Annotated in this window: 15 protein-coding genes; 9 read left to right on the plus strand and 6 right to left on the minus strand. The window is 65.6% G+C overall.

Translation table 11 applies throughout. The annotated features are described in order from the left end of the window. Entirely contained in the window at positions 1 to 438 is a 438-nt protein-coding gene (locus VGQ44_07835; protein ID HEV8446714.1) for a hypothetical protein, read from the minus strand. After that, positions 435 to 1,088 carry a hypothetical protein gene (locus tag VGQ44_07840; GenBank protein ID HEV8446715.1) on the minus strand — a complete coding sequence of 218 codons (654 nt, stop codon included), beginning with the start codon at positions 1,086 to 1,088 and terminating at the stop codon, positions 435 to 437. Before VGQ44_07840 ends, VGQ44_07835 begins: the two co-directional genes overlap by 4 nt. A gap of 224 nt (positions 1,089 to 1,312) precedes the next feature. On the opposite strand from VGQ44_07840, the gene VGQ44_07845 reads away from it, so the two are divergent. Together VGQ44_07845 and VGQ44_07850 are read left to right on the plus strand one after the other, a co-directional pair. Further along, positions 1,313 to 3,073 (plus strand): OPT/YSL family transporter, encoded by a 1,761-nt coding sequence (locus VGQ44_07845; GenBank protein HEV8446716.1) that lies wholly within the window; start codon positions 1,313 to 1,315, stop codon positions 3,071 to 3,073. After that, entirely contained in the window at positions 3,074 to 3,904 is an 831-nt protein-coding gene (locus tag VGQ44_07850) for a 5'-3' exonuclease H3TH domain-containing protein (GenBank protein ID HEV8446717.1), read from the plus strand. It abuts the gene before it with no gap. Between the two features lie 88 nt (positions 3,905 to 3,992). Here the strand turns inward: VGQ44_07850 and VGQ44_07855 are convergent, their stop codons facing one another. Beyond that, positions 3,993 to 5,939: a M20/M25/M40 family metallo-hydrolase gene (locus tag VGQ44_07855; protein HEV8446718.1), complete on the minus strand. Its 1,947-nt coding sequence runs from the start codon at positions 5,937 to 5,939 to the stop codon at positions 3,993 to 3,995. Positions 5,940 to 6,204: 265 nt separating this feature from the next. Between VGQ44_07855 and VGQ44_07860 the strand changes: the two genes are divergently transcribed. Both VGQ44_07860 and VGQ44_07865 read left to right on the plus strand, forming a co-directional pair. Further along, positions 6,205 to 6,951 carry a DUF2071 domain-containing protein gene (locus tag VGQ44_07860; protein HEV8446719.1) on the plus strand — a complete coding sequence of 249 codons (747 nt, stop codon included), beginning with the start codon at positions 6,205 to 6,207 and terminating at the stop codon, positions 6,949 to 6,951. 29 nt (positions 6,952 to 6,980) lie between these two features. Beyond that, positions 6,981 to 7,460 (plus strand): DinB family protein, encoded by a 480-nt coding sequence (locus tag VGQ44_07865; protein ID HEV8446720.1) that lies wholly within the window; start codon positions 6,981 to 6,983, stop codon positions 7,458 to 7,460. Between the two features lie 97 nt (positions 7,461 to 7,557). Here VGQ44_07865 and VGQ44_07870 read toward each other — a convergent pair whose 3' ends face one another. Next, entirely contained in the window at positions 7,558 to 8,523 is a 966-nt protein-coding gene (locus tag VGQ44_07870) for a hypothetical protein (protein HEV8446721.1), read from the minus strand. A 34-nt stretch (positions 8,524 to 8,557) separates the two neighbouring features. On the opposite strand from VGQ44_07870, the gene VGQ44_07875 reads away from it, so the two are divergent. Continuing rightward, positions 8,558 to 9,898 carry a M20/M25/M40 family metallo-hydrolase gene (locus VGQ44_07875; protein HEV8446722.1) on the plus strand — a complete coding sequence of 447 codons (1,341 nt, stop codon included), beginning with the start codon at positions 8,558 to 8,560 and terminating at the stop codon, positions 9,896 to 9,898. Between the two features lie 36 nt (positions 9,899 to 9,934). On the opposite strand, the gene VGQ44_07880 is transcribed toward VGQ44_07875, so the two are convergent. Then, positions 9,935 to 10,612 (minus strand): hypothetical protein, encoded by a 678-nt coding sequence (locus tag VGQ44_07880; GenBank protein HEV8446723.1) that lies wholly within the window; start codon positions 10,610 to 10,612, stop codon positions 9,935 to 9,937. 8 nt (positions 10,613 to 10,620) lie between these two features. Further along, positions 10,621 to 11,232, minus strand: a complete 612-nt coding sequence (locus VGQ44_07885; protein ID HEV8446724.1) for a hypothetical protein — start codon at positions 11,230 to 11,232, stop codon at positions 10,621 to 10,623. A 237-nt stretch (positions 11,233 to 11,469) separates the two neighbouring features. Here VGQ44_07885 and VGQ44_07890 point away from each other — a divergent pair, with 237 nt between their 5' ends. The 4 genes from VGQ44_07890 to VGQ44_07905 are packed head-to-tail and all read left to right on the plus strand — an operon-like array spanning position 11,470 to position 15,530. Next, positions 11,470 to 14,040 (plus strand): prolyl oligopeptidase family serine peptidase, encoded by a 2,571-nt coding sequence (locus tag VGQ44_07890; protein ID HEV8446725.1) that lies wholly within the window; start codon positions 11,470 to 11,472, stop codon positions 14,038 to 14,040. Then, positions 14,037 to 14,558, plus strand: coding sequence for a hypothetical protein (locus VGQ44_07895; protein ID HEV8446726.1), 522 nt, complete (start codon positions 14,037 to 14,039; stop codon positions 14,556 to 14,558). Before VGQ44_07890 ends, VGQ44_07895 begins: the two co-directional genes overlap by 4 nt. Further along, a complete protein-coding gene (locus VGQ44_07900; protein ID HEV8446727.1) occupies positions 14,551 to 15,048 on the plus strand; it encodes a hypothetical protein in 498 nt (165 codons plus the stop codon). The genes VGQ44_07895 and VGQ44_07900 overlap by 8 nt, the downstream gene beginning before the upstream one ends. Further along, positions 15,045 to 15,530: an NUDIX domain-containing protein gene (locus VGQ44_07905; protein ID HEV8446728.1), complete on the plus strand. Its 486-nt coding sequence runs from the start codon at positions 15,045 to 15,047 to the stop codon at positions 15,528 to 15,530. Before VGQ44_07900 ends, VGQ44_07905 begins: the two co-directional genes overlap by 4 nt. Positions 15,531 to 15,538 lie beyond the last annotated feature (8 nt).

The following is a 15,538-nucleotide window of genomic DNA, read 5'->3' on the forward strand; positions in this document are numbered from 1 at the left end:
TCACGTCCCCCCTCCACGCGCCGTCGCGCGAGATCTCGGAAATGCCAGCGCGGCGATCGTCAGCCCGCCGGCGAGAACGACGAACAAGCCCGGTCCCGGCCGCGCGACGATCATCGGATGATCCTCGAGGCGCCGCGTGGTCTCGCGCAGGCCGAGGAGAATCCACGCCGCGAACAACGAGAGCGACACGCCGATGCACGCGACCAGCGGCCGGATGAACCACTCGTTTCGCGCGAGCATCGCGAGACCCCCCAGCGCCGCGAGCACGCCCCCGGCGAACACGAGTCGGCCGTACAACCCATGGATGCCTGGGAATCGCTGCAGCCCGGCGAAGAGCGACATCCATGGCAACAGCGAACCAAGGGAAACGAGCATGCCGCCCACGAGCGCGACCAGCGCCGCACGCCGGTCGCGCGATGACGTTGGCTGGTTGTTCATGTCTTCGGCCGAACGTTGAAGAACAGGTATGAGTTCGACTCGATGTCGGTTGTCAGATCGCTTCCCGACGCTTGGAGCGCGCGCACGGTCGCGAGGCTCTTCCCGGCGACGATCGCGTTCCACGCGGCGAGCGTCTTCACGCCGATGACGTGGATCTCCCACCACCCCGCTTGACCGCCGTCGGCCTGCGACTCGGCGAGATCCGAATCGATGATGTGGCTGTGCGGCGGCAGCAGAACGTCCGCGAAGCCGGGCCCGAGCACACGCGACAAATCGATCGTCGACGGATGGTTGATGCAGTTTCCCGCGATCGGGCACTGCAGCGTGGACACGGGAGGCGAGAAGCCCATCGGCGTCATCACGTAGAGCACGGGAATCTTTCCGGGACGCGGATCGATCGTGCCGTCTTCACCGATCTCGCATTCGCTCGGCGCGCCGCTCTCGGGCGGCTCGGCGCAGAAGAACGGTTTGCTGTAGAAGAACGAAACGGTCTTGCCGTTCTCCCATCCGTCGGTGAATCCGGTCGGTGCTCCTTGATGCGCTTCCTGCGATGCGTGGCCCGGCTCGACCGGTGTGCGTCGCTCCGAGCAGCCAACGGTGAGCGCCAGCGTCGCGAGCATGACCGGTAGAGCTCGCATCTTCGTATCCATGGTTGCCTCCGCCTTTGGTTTGGGGTAGTTACGGAAAGGCCCGGCAGGCAGATGACGTGCCGATCATGCACGCGACAACTAATTTGCCCCGAAATTTTTGCATATTCTTGCGCTTGGTGGGCGAACACTGGACGAGCCCGCTCGCTAGCGCCGATGGGCTGCCACCGATAACGTCGCCGGACTTCTTCGCGGCATTTCCCAAACACTCGACGCCGAGCTGATACGTGCCCGCTTCGACTCAGCAGAAACCCGCAGACGTTCGAGAGTTTTCGCCGCGCTCGATCATCGTCGGATTGGTCGTCGCGCTCGTCATCGGGGCGTCGTATCCGTACGTCGTCCTCAAGTTCGGGTTCGGTCCCAACATCTCCGTCGTCTCGGCGTTCTTCGGCTTCCTCGCGCTGGGACTGTTCACGCGGAACTACAACCGCTGGGAGAACAACGTCGTGCAGACAGCGGGCACGACGGCGGGGCAGATCGCGTTTCTATGCTGGCTACTCGCCGCCTTCGACATCATGGGCGCCGACCCGACGAGCGGCTTCGACGTGCACCTGTCGCGCATGCAGACCTTTGTTTGGCTGTCGGCGTCAGGCTTGCTCGGTGTCTTTCTCGCCGTGCCGCTGCGCAAGCACTTTATTGAAGACGAAGACCTACCGTTCCCGGATGGCGTCGCCGCGGGCGAGACGCTGATCATGCTCGACTCGCACGGCCCGCAAGCGCGCAAGTCGGCGTTCGCGATGGTCGGCGCGCTGCTCGTCTCGGGATTCACGTTCCTCGCGACGCAGCTTCAGTGGATCGTCGACACGATTCCCGTAACGGTCAACGCGTTTTCGGCGCGCGTCGGCATCGGGTTCGGCATTTCGTTCCTGAACATCGGGTCCGGGATCATCATCGGACTGCGAATCAGCACGAGCATGTTCATCGGCGGCGTGATCGGCTGGATTCTCGCGCCGCCGTGGCTGTTGTCGCACGGCCTCATCGCACCGGACGCGAAGCGCGTGGACATTCTGCTCACTGTGATGTGGTTCGCGGTGGGAATGCTCATCGCCGGCGGCATCGCGGGACTCGCGCTCCGTTGGCGCGTGCTCGCGAAGTCGTTCAAGGGGCTCACCGCGAAAGGCACGAGCGGCGATCTCCCGCTGCGATGGGTGCTCATCGGTGCCGGCGCGTCCACGGTGTTCCTCATCCTCGTGCAGAGCGCGTTCTTTCACACGCCCGTGTGGCAATCCGTCGTCGCGATCGCGCTCTCCGTGCCGCTCGGTCTCGTCGCCCTACGCGTGCTCGGCGAGACGAACTGGGGGCCGATCAGCACGATGGTCAATCTCGTACAAGCGATCTTCGGCGGTCTTGCGCCGGGGGATCTGCGGGCCAGCATGGTGTCGAGCGGCATCACCGGCGCCGTCGCGGCCGAGTCCGAGGGGTTGATGCAGGACTTCCGCGCCGGTCAGATGATCAACTCGACGCCGCGCATCCTCACCTACATGCAGCTGCTGGCGGTGCCGTTCGGCGCGATCGCGCTGGCGTACATGTATCCGCTGCTGCGCGACACCTACGGAATCATCGGCGAGCACGCGCAGCTCTTGAGTCCGACGTCGCAGCGGTGGGTCGGCTTCGCGAAGATCGTGACGCAGGATCTCGGGGCGGCGACGCTCACGCCGGCGGCGGCGATGCGTTGGACGTGGATGAAGGAGTCATTCGGCGCGGGCGTGGTCGTCGGCACGATTCTCACGATCCTCGAGCTGAGAAAGGAATGGCACAAGTTCCTGCCGTCGCCGACGGGCATGGGCATCGCGATGTTGATTCCCTTCAGCGCGGTGACGATGATTTTTGTCGGCGCTGTCGCGGATCGAATCTGGAAGCTGGTTAGGCCGGAGAGCCACGAGCGCTACTCGATTCCGATCGCGTCGGGTTTGATCGCGGGCGAGGCGCTCGTGGCCGTCGTCATTCCGCTGCTCGTCACGCTCCGCCTGATGAAGTTGCCGTCCTAGATGATCGTCCATCTCATCGACGGCACGTATGAGCTGTTCCGCCACTTTTACGGGTTGCGGAGATTCGCCGAGGGAAAAGATCCGAAGTACGGCGCGGCCGTCGGCGTGTTGAATACCGTGCTGCAGATGATCGAGGGAGGCGCAACGCACATCGGCGTGGCGACCGACCGCGTGATCGAGTCGTTCCGCAACGATCTCTGGCCCGGCTACAAGACAGGTGCCGGAATCGACCGCGCGCTGTGGACCCAGTTTCGTCCGCTGGAAGACGCGCTCGAGGCGATGGGCGTCGCGACGTGGCCGATGGTCGAGCTGGAGGCCGACGACGCACTCGCATCGGCGGCGCACATCGCGGCGAAAGCTCCGACGGTGCTGAAGGTCTCCATTTGGACGCCCGACAAGGATCTCGCGCAGTGCGTGGTCGGCGACCGCGTCGTGCAGGTCGACCGCAAGTCGCAGAAGATTCGCGACGAAGCCGGCGTGCGTGAGAAGTTCGGCGTCGAGCCTCGTTTCATTCCCGACTATCTCGCGCTCGTCGGCGACAGCGCGGACGGTTATCCGGGTCTCCCGGGAATCGGCGCCGTGACCGCCGCGCGCTTGATCAATCGCCACGGACCGCTCGAGGATTTTCCGGCCGACGTGCTCGAAGGCGAGAAGCGTGAGCTGGCGCTGCTGTTCAAGACCCTCGCGACGCTTCGAACCGATGCACCGCTATTCAGCAACGTGTCGGCCCTACAATGGCGAGGACCGACGCCGCAGTTTGCGGAGTTTGGAAAACGACTCGAGGATCAACGCGTGCTCAAGCGTGCCGAAGCCGCGGCGAGTGCGCTGTAGCCGACCGCTTTCAGAGGTGTGGCCGGTAGCGCCAGGACGGCATCAACAAATTGGACGCGACGGTCAACTCGCCAGTCGGAGACCGGCGCTACTTGATCACCAACATGACCGTCGCCGGCTCGCTCGTTGCACCGCCGGTCGTGACTGTGTAGGTAAACGAGTCTGTTCCCGTGAACCCGGGGCTCGGCATGTAGGTGAAGCCGCCGTCCGGATTCACGGCAAGTTTTCCGTGCGCCGGTTTCGTGACGATCGCCGCGGTCAACGCCAAAGCGTTGGCGCCGCCACGTCCTTCAATCTCGACGAGTCCCGGTGCGCGCACGGTGAGCGGCTTCCCCTTCACGAGCGCGTAGACGTGCGGCACCGCGGAGGGGCCGTTGGTCCCCGCACCCCGTCCTCCTCCTCTTCCTGCTGGAACGGCAGGCATTTCGCTCGGCGCGAACCGCGGCAGCATCTCGTCACGATTGGCGAGACCCCACATCACCGAGGCGCTTACGACGGCGTTGTGCATTACGTCCTCGGGCACGATGCGTTCGTACGTGTCGAGGTTCGTGTGCCACGTCGTGCTGTTGTACTCGATCGGATCCTGCTGCGTACCGATGCCGGGGAGCCCGGCCACGGCGAACGCACCGTTGTCGCTGCCGCCCTCGACGCGCGCCGTCGACGGCGTCGCGCCGTAGACGCCCCAGTCCTCGAACGGCTTGAGATACTGCGCGAGGATCACCGCCGCTTGCGGCGGCCCGAAGATCGACGCGCCGCGCACGCGACCTGTGCCGTCGTCGATGTTCCAGTACGCGTCGATCTTGCCGAAGTCCTTGCCCGGCGACTCGGCGCTTCCAAAATGGTCTTTCACGTAGGCGAATGAGCCGAGCAGCCCTTCCTCTTCGCCGCTCCACAGGGCGACGCGGATCGTGCGGCGCGGCTTGGCGCCGACCGCCTCGAGGATCCGGGCCGCCTCCATCATGATCGCGCAGCCGATGGCGTTGTCGGTGGCGCCGGTCGCGCTCGTCCACGAGTCGAGGTGGCCGCCCATCATCACCACTTCGTCGGCCTTGTCGGTTCCCGGAATCTCGGCGACGGTCACGTACGACGTCTTTCCCTGCGGGAAGTACTGGTTCGACACGGTGAACTCGACGGTGACCGGAGTGCCCCCCCCGTCGGCGATGATGCGGAAGATCCGGCCGTAGTCGTCGGTGCGAAGAATGACGGCGGGCGGCTGCGGCGTCGTGTCGTCGTAGATTTGCCCCGAGCCGTTCTGCGCCACGATCACACCTGGAATTCGGCCGGGGCCCTGCGCGGTGAGGCGAAGCGCGGGAGGATTGTCGCGCAAGAACTGGCCGATCCGCTGATTGACCTGTTGGGCCGAGAGATGCCCTTCGGGTGGAGGCGCCTGGTTGCCGCGGCCGCCGCGACCGCCGCCGCCACGACCACCGCGGCCCTGTTGCGTCGGATCCTGAGGCGCGTAGCGCTCGCGCACCTGGTCGTCGGGGGTGCGCTTCGCGCGTTCGTTGAAGTTCACGGGAACGGCCGGCGGAGCTCCGACCATGACGATGCCGCCTTTCACCCTGTGCGCGAACGGCGCGAGATAGCCGGCCAGCTCCTGCTCGGTCGGCGTCTCCGGCGGCACGAGGCTCACGACCTCTCCCTTCACGGTGCCTTTCGTCGACGGCGACCACGGCACGGCCTCGAACTTGAGGTTCGCGTGCACGGGCGACGTGATGAATCCCTCGGCGCGTCCCGGCAGCCAGCCGACGCCCCGCCAGGTGAACGGCTCGAGATGCGCGTTCTGCATGCCCCAACTCGTCATCGTCTTGACCGCCCACTTCGCCGCCGCCTCTTGATTCGGCGATCCGATCGGACGCGGGCCGTAGACGTCGGTCAAAAAGTGCTCGATCCACATGATCTTCGAGCGATCCATCCCTTCCGCCCTGATCTTTGCGTTCATCGCGGAATCGATGCGCTCTGCCTGCTGGGCGGCCGCCGCGACGGAGAAGGATGTAAGGAAGAGAACCGCCAACGGCGGGAAGCGAGTCGACATTGATGCCTCGGACGGAGCTGGAAGTGAGCGACTGTGCAAAAATACGCTTGTGACGGCGTCCCTGTTGAGGTCTGCTCTTTGCGCGCCGTTTCAATTCTGAAGTGCAGTCTCCGTTTGTTTCCGTTGGATCCGTTTGTGTCCGTGTTTCAATTGTTGATGCCCGCCTTGGCGGGCAAGTCCAAACCGCCGCGCAGGCATCAACAGGGTGTACGCGGACCAGAACGGATTTGACGAACACAAACGGATGAGATGATTGTTGATACACATGCCGACCGCTCAACGCGATGTGAAGGAGGCCCCGGTATTTCTCACGGCCGAGTGGCTGAATCTCGTGCTGCTCAACTACGTGGTGCCGCGGGGCGTTCTCGAGTCCCTCGTTCCGAAAGGAACGGAGCTCCATCTCTTGCGGGGAGAGGCGTACGTGAGCGTAGTCGGCTTCATGTTCGCGAACACGCGCGTGCGCGGAATCGCGATTCCATTTCATCGCACGTTCGAGGAAGTGAATCTTCGCTTCTACGTGCAGCGAGTCGTCCACGGCGAGGAGCGCCACGCCGTGACCTTCATTCGCGAGCTGGTGCCGCGAATCCAAATCGCGGTCGCGGCGCGGGCGATCTACAACGAGCCGTACCGAACGGTCTCGATGTCGCATTCTCTCGAGCTGAATCCCGGACAGCGGCGCGCCGAGTACCGGTGGGGACGCCACGCGCGCGCGAGCGGAGCCGTCGTCGCGGAAGGGCTCGGCCGCACGCAAATACCCGCCGCGGGCTCCGATGAGGCCTTCATGACCCAGCGACATTGGGGTTACACGAAGCAGCGGGACGGATCAACTGTGGAGTATCACGTCGCTCATCCGGTGTGGCAGGTCGGTCGAATCGAACGGGGTGCACTCGTGGGCAACGTCGCGCGCGCGTTCGGTGCGACGTTCGCGGAGACTTTCGCCGCTCAACCAGCGTCCGCGTTTTTCGCCGACGGATCCGCGGTAGCGGTCCACGATCCGATTCGGCTGCCGTAGGTCATTTTCCGCTCTGGCAAGGAGGAACGGTGGCATCAACCGAAGCATGGCGCCGTATCGTCGCGTCGTCGCTCGACTGGGAGCAGGCGCATGCGTCGCTCGACCACGCGATCGAGGGGCTCGCGCCGGAACTTCGCGGCACACGTCCGCCGAACTTCCCGCACTCGGCGTGGGAGCTCCTCGACCACATTCGAGCGACGCAGCACGATTTGCTGGAGTTCTGCACGAACGAGAGGTACGAAGAGCCCAAGTGGCCGGACGACTACTGGCCGAAGTCACCCGCGCCGAAGGACGACGCCGCGTGGGCTGCCTGCGTGGCGGCTATCCATCGCGAAACCAAAGCCCTCGCCGATTTCACGATCAACGATCCCCGCGATCTCACCACCAGAATTCCCCACGGCACCGGGCAGACGTATCTGCGTACCGTAATCGTCGCCGTCGATCATACATCGTATCACGTCGGGCAGATCATTGCGGTCAGGCGGCTGTTGGGGGCGTGGCCGCATTGACCGCTGGGCCGGTGGGCCGGTGGGCCGGTAAAGCCTAGGTCACAAGGCGTGATATTCGTCGTGTCGTTCCCGTCCACCTGTCAACCCGTCCACCTGTCTACCTCCCAGCCGGCACCGGACAGTTCGCGATCACCAGCGGCGACGCTCCGCCCTCGCTGGTGAAAATGAAACGGCCGTCGTCGTCGACCCAGCTGATGCCTTCGCCCTGCGCTTCGCCGAGTGCGACGATGTTGCAGATCGACGGAGGAACGGAGTGGTTGACGCGGCCCGTGGCGGAATCAGTCGCGTAGACGAAGACTTGTTCGTATGTGCGCACGGCGAGGTGACGGCCGTTGGGTGACAGCGCCGCGTCGGTGACCACGCGGAGCGGGGCGGAGCCGGGAACGATCGAGAGGCTGTCGGTGAGCTCGGCGATCGCTTTCGTCGAGCTCCACGCCTGCGCGGACAATCGGTACACGAGCGCGGGGCGGAGATGGCCGTCGCGGGCGCGCAGCGGCGACTTCGCGATGAGGAACATGTCGCCATTCGGCGCGACGTACATCGCTTCGACGTTGTGCGGACCGTCCGCGTAGACGTAGGTCAGCTTGTCGGCGGCGAAAGCTCCATTGAATCCCGCGGACTGCGCGGCGGTCGGCTCGGCCGCGCGGTAGACGGCGCGCGTCGGGTAGACAGATTCGTTGTCGCCCGTGTCGCCGATGTAGAGACAGGTCGACGCGTGCGCCGTGTCGCCGCACGGACCGAGTGACGCAGACTCCCAATCGATGTTCGACGCGTTGCTCACACGCCAGAGTCCGCGATCGTTGCCCGCGGTATCGAGGGCGAAGACGAGCGGCTCGTTGTCGGAGTCGTTCATCGAGTAGAACACGCCGGGCTGGCTTCGACTCATCACTGCGACCGAGTTCTCGAGCAACTCGGGGCGGGCGTGAAGCGGGACCGTCGCAATCGCCGTCGGCTGCACCCCCATCGAGTCGGTGTCGACGTACGCGTTCCGTTCGGTGCCTCCGTTCGCCGCGCGGTCGCACGCGGAGACGACCGCCGCCACAACGAGGGCGAAGGGTCGCATACGATGAACGAGAGTCTTCGATAAATTGCCCGTCATGCGCCCCTTCACCGTGCGTCTGGCCCTGCTCTGGTCTACCGCGATCGCCGTGTCGCCGTTGGCTCCCTCCGGCGGTTCGGCCGACGGACAATCGTCGCTCTCGGCGACCGAACGCGCCATTGCCCGCGCCGTCGATGCCCATCGCGACGAATCGCTCGCGTTGCTCGAGCGAATCGTGAACATAAACAGCGGCACGATGAACTTCGCGGGCGTACGTCAGGTCGGCGACGCGCTTCGGGCGCAGTTCGACGCGCTGGGATTCAAAACGCGCTGGGTCGAGGGCGCCGGGTTCAATCGCGCCGGACATCTGGTAGCCGAGCACCCGGGTCCGGGACCCAAGATCCTGCTCATCGGACACCTCGACACGGTGTTCGAGCCCTCGAGCCCGTTCCAGAAGTTCGAGCGCATCAACGACTCGACGGCCCGCGGTCCCGGCGTGATCGACATGAAGGGCGGCGACGTCATACTCCTCTACGCGCTGCGCGCGCTCGCCGACGCGGGGCAGTTGGACAAGGCAAACGTGGCCGTCGTGTTCGACGGCGACGAAGAAGAAGCGGGTCGTCCGCTCGAGGCGGCGCGTCGCGCGCTCGTCGACGCCTCGACCGGCGCGCGATACGCCCTCGGCTTCGAGGACGGCGCAGCGGATCCGAAGACCGCGGTCATCTCTCGACGCAGCGCCGGCTCGTGGAACCTGCACACGACGGGTAACCCCGCTCACTCGTCGCAGATCTTCAAGCCGGAGGTCGGCGCCGGCGCGGTGTACGAAGCGTCGAGAATTCTTTCCGAGTTTTACACCCGTTTGTCGAAGGAGGCGTATCTCACGTTCAACCCGGGTCTCGCCGCGGGCGGCACGCTCGTGAAAGTCGATACCACGGGCACCGAGGGGAGCATCGCCGGCAAGCGCAACGTCGTTGCCGAGCACATGGAGGTGACGGGCGACCTTCGCACACTGTCGCCGGAACAACAGACGAAAGCCGAGCGCACGATGCGCGAGATCGTCGCCAAGCATCTGCCGAAGACGTCGGCCACGATCGACTTCGACGAGGGCTATCCGCCGATGGCCCCGACGGCGGGCAACAAGCGGCTTCTCGCGCTTTACGACCAGGCGAGCCGCGACCTCGGGTTCGGGCCCGTAGTTGCGGTCGATCCGTCACGCGCCGGCGCGGCGGACGTGTCGTTCGTCGCGTCAAAGGTGCCGATGATCATCGACGGCGTCGGGTTGTCGGGCCACGACGACCACACGGAGAAGGAGACGGCAGATCTGCGCATGCTCGCTCCGCTCACCAAACGCGCGGCGATCTTGCTCCAACGTTTGAGCGCCGGAAGCGTCCGCCCGTAGTCGTTGTTGTCCGTCCCCGGCCCCCCGCCCACCGGCCTACCCGTTCCCCAACAGCTCCGCAATCTCCGTCGCGGCGGCACCGCGAGCCTTCGCGTCGGCACCGACCTCACTCGCCAGCTCGGCGACGCGATTCGAGGCGGGCGTTCCGTGCTCGAGCCCGGCGGCGTAGAGCGCGGTCAGCGCGGCGGTCGCGTCGGACATTCGCTTCACGAGCATGTCGCGCGCTGACGCGAAGCGGGCATCGAGCGTCGAATCCGACGGCGTCGACCGCTTGGTCGACGACGCGGCGTCCAGGCGAGCGAGGTCGATCGCTGTGCCGCAGCAAGCGGCAACGAGAGCTTCGACGTTGGTGCGCGACGCCGACTCGGCCGCTGGGTCAAATGTCGTCGAGCGCGACGCGAGGATCGGGCGCGCCTGTACGATGACGCCGAGCAGGAGGCGTCGAGCGTCACCGTCTGGCAGCGCGGACATCGCGCGGGCGACCACGGGCCTGAGGTCGTCGGGAAAGTCGACGAACTCCGATTTCGCCGCCGGGGGAGCAATCGCCGCGGCCTCCGCCCGAGCCGCGCGCGTGAGAATGCCCACTACGAGTACGGTCGTCAGGAAGAAGACCTGTGACACGGTGACTGAGGCGGCCATCCCGGCAAGCACCACCGCGAGAAACATCAGGGTCGTCGCCTTCGTCCAGGTCGGGCGTGCCGGTCGAGAATTCATGATTACCGTCATCCCGGTGGCTCCATCGGACGCTTCATCGGTGCCGCGTTGGGATCATCGAGACGCTTCAGCACCTGGACAGCGTTGTCCGTCCAGCCGTCGTGGTCGTGGTAGTACTTTAGAAATTCCTGAAGGTTGTGTTTCGACAGGTCGCGCTGGCCGAGCATGTACTCGGCCATCCCCGCGTGATAGAGCGCCATGTAGTGGTTCGGCCAATAGTCGACCACCATCTCCATGATCGGGCCCGCCGAGCGGTCATCGCCCGCGTCGGCGACCGGGTGACCGACGTCGAACACGATCCCGGCAGCCTTGTAACGGTCGTTCGCCGGGAGCCTGTCGATGATGCGGCGCGCATCGTCGATGCGGCCGGCGAGCGCGAAGCAGGCCGCGTGGTATCCGGCGCCGGCGACCGTCGCCGGAGGCGACATGCGCGCGGCGACGGTCTGAACCTCGACCGCGTTGCAGTACGGCTTCACCTGCCGGAACCACTCGACCTCGCTCGTGCTGGGCGCCGCGTAGACGGAGCTTCCCACGGTCATTCGCGCGACCCGGGCGCGCGCGACCAAAGCCGCGCAGGTGAAAGCGTAGCCCCAGCCGAGCAATCGATGTCCAGGACGCACGTGCGTTGTTCCGAGCGGGTTGGCTTAGGTTGACGGATCGGCGGCGGACCGGGCAACGCCATAGTATGTATCGAAACTGGCGGCCGGCGGTTTCCGGCCGCAGAATCATGGGTTAGACGCAACGAGACAGAACTTTTGCACGTTTGCTTGCATGGGGGGGCTGACTCGCGCACGACGCCCCGGTCCCCGCACCCCGAACTCCGCTCAGTTCCCTGCACTCCGCACTCCGGAGCCCCTATGTCGCTGACCGCTCGCAGGAACTCGATCATCGCCGTCGCCGCGCTCGCACTCGCGATGCCGCTCGGCGCGCAGAACCCGATCAAGCCGATGAAAGGAATCGGCTCGAAACTCGGCAAAGGGTTAGGCGCCTTGGCGACGGAGCTCGACTCACCCGCCCCCCCCGCCAACGGTGCCGCGGCGAAGAAGTCGCCGGCGAAGGCAGCGGCGACCGCCGCGGCTCCCGCCAAGGCGACGGGCTACACGATCGATCAGTTTCTGTCGCCGGCGTCGCCGCTCGAGTTGGGCGCGGCGCGCAAGGCCGACCGCATCGCGTACGTCGTGTACGAGCGCGGCATGCGCAACGTCTACACGGCCGCGGCGCCGGATTTCAAAGGGGTGCGAATCACAAAGTTCCTCGACGACGACGGCGTCGACGTCAGCTCCGTGCGTCTCTCGGACGACGGAACGATGGCGATCTTCGTCCGGGGCTCGGGTCAGAACCGCGTGGGTTGGGTCGCGAACCCGTCGCACGACCCAAGCGGACCAGACCGATCGGTTTGGGCCGCGAAGACCGACGGCACGGGCGCTTGGCGCTTGGCCTCGATCGAGAACACCGAGACCGCGACGGGCGGCCGCGGCGGCGGTCGCGGCGGCTCGCCGACGCTTTCGCCCGACGGCAGGTACGTCGTGTTCGCGCGCGACGGCCAGCTGTATCGCGCCAAGACTTCGCGCCCGGTCACGTCGGCGATGGACACAGCAGGCGTTCCGTTCATCAAGGAATGGGGACGTCAGAGCGATCCGGTGTGGTCGCCCGATGGAGCGAAGCTCGCGTTCGTGAGCACGCGTGAAAACCACGCGTTCATCGCCGTGTACGATGCGAAAACTCGAAAGGTCGATTTCCTCGCGCCGAGCACGGACATGGACGGCGGGCCGGTGTGGTCGCCGGACAGCAAGCGGATCGCGTTCATTCGCCGACCGGGCACGCCGTTCGGCCAGCAGGTGGCGGCGAACACGCCTTTCGGTCAGGCAGCGGTTCCCGCGCCTGGCGGTGGCGGCGGCGGGCGGCGCGGTGGTCGAGGCGGCGCCGGTAACGCGGGTGGTGAGGCGCCGGCCGGTCCGAGCGGATGTCCGGCTCCGGCTGCGGGCGGCGGTGGACGCGGCGGCGCCGCGGCGGGATTCGCGGGCGGTCGAGGCGGCGAACCGGATTCGGTAGTGCACATCGACGGCCTATGCCGAGCGGCGTTTCCCGGCGGCTACACGATCTCGTTCATGATCGCCGACGTCGCGACCGGAAAGGCGAAGGAATTCTGGCACAACCAGCCGAACGACCGGACGTTCAACGGAATCAACTCGTTCCAGTGGGCCGACGACCACGTCGTGTTCACGTCGCAGCGCCCGAACGACGAGTGGGATCGCTACTTCTCGGTCAGCATCGACAATCCGCAGCCCGAGCCGGTGCTCCTCACGACGACCGACGGCCTGATCAACGACAGCGTCGCCGATCGTACGTTCGTGACCACTGCGTTCTCGAAGGACGGTAAGACCTTCTATTACTGCACGAACGCCAAGGACATCGAGAAGCGGCACATCTGGGCCGTGCCGACGTCCGGCGGCACGCCGGTGCAGATCTCGACCGACGATGGCGTCGAGGTTTCGCCGACGCCGCTCGCATCCGGAAAACAAATGGCAGTGCTGTACTTCAACGCCGCGCAGCCGGCGTCAATCGGCATCGTGCCGACGGCGGGCGGCAGCACGAAGATCGTCTTCCCGACGCTGATGAAGGATTTCCCGCAAGCCGCGCACGTGACGCCCCAGATCGTGCTCACGAAGGCAGCCGACGGCCTCGAGATCCACAACCAGCTCTTCCTCCCGAAAGACCTCAAGCCGGGTGAAAAGCGGCCGGCGATCGTGTTCGTGCACGGCGGTCCGTCGCGCGAGATGCTCCCCGCGTACCACTACATGCAGTTCTATCACTGGGCGTACGCGTACAACCAGTGGCTCGCGTCGCAGGGCTACATCGTGATGTCGATCAACTACCGGAGCGGCGTCGGCTACGGACGCTCGTTCCAGCGCGCGCCGAACACAGAGGGACGCGGTAACTCCGAGTACCAAGATGTCGTCGCCGGCGGCAAGTATTTGCAGAGCCGCCCCGACGTCGATCCGAACCGCGTCGGCATCTGGGGTCTCTCGTACGGCGGTCTGCTCACCGCGGAGGCGCTCGCCCGCAACTCCGACATGTTCGTGGCTGGCGTCGATCTCGCGGGCGTGCACATCTATGGTAATGCGCAGGACACGACGAGCCTCGCATTCAGATCGTCCGCCGTGGGCGCCATCAACGGCTGGAAATCACCGGTGTTTCTCGAGCAGGGTGACGACGACCGCAACGTCGATTTCGCGCAGATGGTCGGTCTCGTTGATTTGTTGCGCGCGCGCGGCGTGTATTACGAGCTCACCGTCATTCCGGACGACGTCCACGAGTCGCTGATCCACAGCCGCTGGATCGACATTTTCAGCCGCAGCAGCGACTTCCTGCACCGCTTCGTGTGGGACAAGCAGGCGCCGCCAGTGATGACGACGAACGGGAAGTGACCGACGACCGCCAGCGCGGCTGGACGGGAGGAATTCTCCCGTTCGTCGTGCTGGCGGCGAACACGCTCGTCCTCGCGCTCCAGAAAACGAAAACGCACGCGCTCCTTCCGGCGAGTGAGACCAAGACGCTCTGGCTCGCCGAAGGAGCGACGATCGTGTCCCTGATCATCCTGCGATCGGGTTGGGGTCGTGATTCCGGTTGGCGCGAAGCACAACGACAACTCGGCACCCTCGCGAACAACTTCTACGAGCCGCGACGGGCTTCCCTGATTCACGGCTGGGCAATCGGCACCGCCGTTTTTTGCGGGCTCTGGTGGGGCGCGGCGACGTGGAGCGTCGTATTGTTCGGTATGCGTCGCGGCGTGGTGACCAAAGGACTGATCGATTTCGAGGTGGCGACGGCCGTCGGGGCGCTCACAGGTGGGATCGTCGGATCGGTGATCGGATTGGCCATCGGTCATCGGTGGGAGACGAGTCACCGCCGAGCCCGTGCCGGCCGAATGTCCGCCAATGCCTGACCTGTCGATCCGCATCAAGAAGAAAACGGATGGGGCCGCCGCGCTCAGCTGTGTACGCGCGGACGGATCCACGACATGGCAGCGCCAGGACGGTCAGCTTGGCGGCTTTTTCCCCTTGCACGACTTGACGCACTACGCTGTCGAGACGGTGCTCGGGTTCAAACGCGCATTCTACGGCCTTCTCGCCGAAGGCTGGGACATCACGCGGTTCGCCGAACCGGGCATGGGCAGGCAGTTGCCGGAAGAGGCGGGGCTGGCTGAAGTTTTGGTCGGGTTCTTCGACGTCGAGCGCGCGACGGGAACGCGCGCGACGGCCGACGACTTCAATTGGAAGATCGAGACGTACTACGACCAACACGCGACGCCGACGCCGACGTTCCGCATGACCGACGACCAACTCGCCCGAATCCGCGCGCTGCGCGCTGACCTGTTCTCGCGCTGGCACGCCGTACAGCCCGGCGACTCACTCGAGTTGACCTTCGAGCGGTGAGCGCCAAACCGGCGGTGAGCTCCGGACTTTTGCTCTTTCGGCGCACGCCGAGAGGGCTCGAGGTGTTTCTCGCCCACCCCGGCGGACCGTTCTGGGCCGGGCGCGATGGCGGCGCCTGGACGATCCCCAAGGGCGCCGTGGAATCCGGCGAGGACGTTCTCGACGCGGCGAAGCGCGAGTTCGTCGAGGAGACCGGCATCACTCCGGCCCCGCCCTTCATCCCGCTCGGCTTCGTAAAACAGAAGGCCGGCAAGACGGTGAACGCGTGGGCCTGGGAAGGCGACGCCGATCCGCGCACGATCACGAGCAACACCACCAAAACCGAGTGGCCGCGCGGTTCGGGCGAGTGGGTGACCTACCCGGAGATCGACCGCTGCGCCTGGTTCGACGCCACGACCGCCAGGCAGAAAATCAACTCCGCGCAAGCCGAGTTGATCGATCGGTTGGAATCCGCGCTTTCGGAGAGCAAGTCGCGCGTTTGAAGTTCTTT

The organism is Gemmatimonadaceae bacterium (genome assembly GCA_036003045.1).
GTDB lineage: Bacteria > Gemmatimonadota > Gemmatimonadetes > Gemmatimonadales > Gemmatimonadaceae > JAQBQB01.

Coding starts and splice junctions, on each gene's coding strand:
- VGQ44_07835 (HEV8446714.1), bottom strand. CDS start 438: ATGAACAACCAGCCAACGTCATCGCGCGACCGGCGTGCGGCGCTGGTC.
- VGQ44_07840 (HEV8446715.1), bottom strand. CDS start 1,088: ATGGATACGAAGATGCGAGCTCTACCGGTCATGCTCGCGACGCTGGCG.
- VGQ44_07850 (HEV8446717.1), top strand. CDS start 3,074: ATGATCGTCCATCTCATCGACGGCACGTATGAGCTGTTCCGCCACTTT.
- VGQ44_07855 (HEV8446718.1), bottom strand. CDS start 5,939: ATGTCGACTCGCTTCCCGCCGTTGGCGGTTCTCTTCCTTACATCCTTC.
- VGQ44_07860 (HEV8446719.1), top strand. CDS start 6,205: ATGCCGACCGCTCAACGCGATGTGAAGGAGGCCCCGGTATTTCTCACG.
- VGQ44_07870 (HEV8446721.1), bottom strand. CDS start 8,523: ATGCGACCCTTCGCCCTCGTTGTGGCGGCGGTCGTCTCCGCGTGCGAC.
- VGQ44_07875 (HEV8446722.1), top strand. CDS start 8,558: ATGCGCCCCTTCACCGTGCGTCTGGCCCTGCTCTGGTCTACCGCGATC.
- VGQ44_07880 (HEV8446723.1), bottom strand. CDS start 10,612: ATGAATTCTCGACCGGCACGCCCGACCTGGACGAAGGCGACGACCCTG.
- VGQ44_07890 (HEV8446725.1), top strand. CDS start 11,470: ATGTCGCTGACCGCTCGCAGGAACTCGATCATCGCCGTCGCCGCGCTC.
- VGQ44_07900 (HEV8446727.1), top strand. CDS start 14,551: ATGCCTGACCTGTCGATCCGCATCAAGAAGAAAACGGATGGGGCCGCC.